Genomic DNA, 1,197 nt, shown 5'->3' with positions numbered 1-1,197 from the left:
GGGCTCCGCCTCCTCGAAGACGACCGCCTCCAAGGCGTCGAGGATGCGCTCGGGGTCGTCGCGCTGGAAGACGTCCCGACCGACCGCGGGCCCGCGGGCGCCCGCCTCGATCGCGTCGGCGACGTTCCGGAGGAAGGCGGCGTCATCGCGCATCGTCCCGCCGGACATCACCACCTCGGTGGGGCCGGCCATGCGGACGGCCTCGCCCATCGCCGCGGCGGAGCCGGGGTACTTCACCTTCACGAGGTCCGCGCCGAGTTCGAGCCCCAGCCGGGCCGCGTACGAGATGGTGTCGGAGCTGCTGTCGTTTTTGACGCCCTGTCCGCGCGGGTACGACCACATGACGACGCCCATCCCGTGTTCGCGGGCCGTCTCCTGGGCCCGCCGGAACTCCTCGGCCATCTCCACCTCGTGGTTCGACCCGCCGTAGAGGGTGAACCCGATCGCGTCCGCGCCGAGCCCCGCGGCGTACTCCGCCGAGCAGTTGACGGAGCTGTCGGGCTCGCCCATCCAGAGGTTCGAGGTCCCGTTCAGCTTCAACAGGAGGTTCACGTCCTCCTCGTAGTCCGGGTAGTACGCCTCGGCGACGCCCTTCTGGACGGCGAGGGCGGTGACCGCGTCGTGGGTGGCGAGCTCGAACACCCGCTCGGGGTCCGCGGTGGCCGGGTTCGGCTCGAAGTCGACCGGCCCGTGTTCGAGCCCGTGGTCGTACGCGAGGACGAGCGACTTACCGTCGCGCGAGATGTCGTCGGCGGCGTGAGGGAGCATCAGTTCGGTATTCCGTTACACCAGTAAAAAGGGCTAGGGTGACGGAAGCGGCCGTAAAGAATCGGAACGACCGGTTGGCGACGGACTGCGGGCGACTGCCGCCCGATCGTGACTCGACATACTTACTACTCGAATCGGTAATTTCTCGGCCCGGGCGGGCTCGGGCACCCCGCTTTCGCAATACTTACGACCCGCGGCGCGGCAGCGGTTCGCATGCGGACACTCTCCGAGATCGACGTGGTCGGCGTCGTCGGCGCCGGGACGATGGGCAACGGGATCGCGCAGGTCGCGGCGGCCGCGGGCTACGACGTGGTGATGCGGGACGTCGAGTCCGAGTACGTCGAGCGCGGCCTCGACGCCGTCGAGGACAGCCTCGACCGGCTGGCCGGGAAGGGCGCGCTCGACGAGGGCCCGGACGCGGTCCGGGAC

The 1,197-nt window shown here is 69.9% G+C and carries 2 protein-coding genes; one reads left to right on the top strand and one right to left on the bottom strand.

Features of this window, described 5'->3' with window-relative positions; translation table 11 throughout:
- A partial coding sequence (locus tag B9G38_RS17555; RefSeq protein WP_086221201.1) for a class I fructose-bisphosphate aldolase occupies positions 1-768 on the bottom strand: 768 nt, incomplete at its 3' end.
- Between the two features lie 213 nt (positions 769-981).
- On the opposite strand from B9G38_RS17555, the gene B9G38_RS17550 reads away from it, so the two are divergent.
- A partial coding sequence (locus B9G38_RS17550; RefSeq protein WP_233127257.1) for a 3-hydroxyacyl-CoA dehydrogenase NAD-binding domain-containing protein occupies positions 982-1,197 on the top strand: 216 nt, incomplete at its 3' end.

The organism is Halorubrum sp. SD612 (genome assembly GCF_002135005.1).
This window is presented reverse-complemented; position numbering and strand designations above follow the sequence as displayed.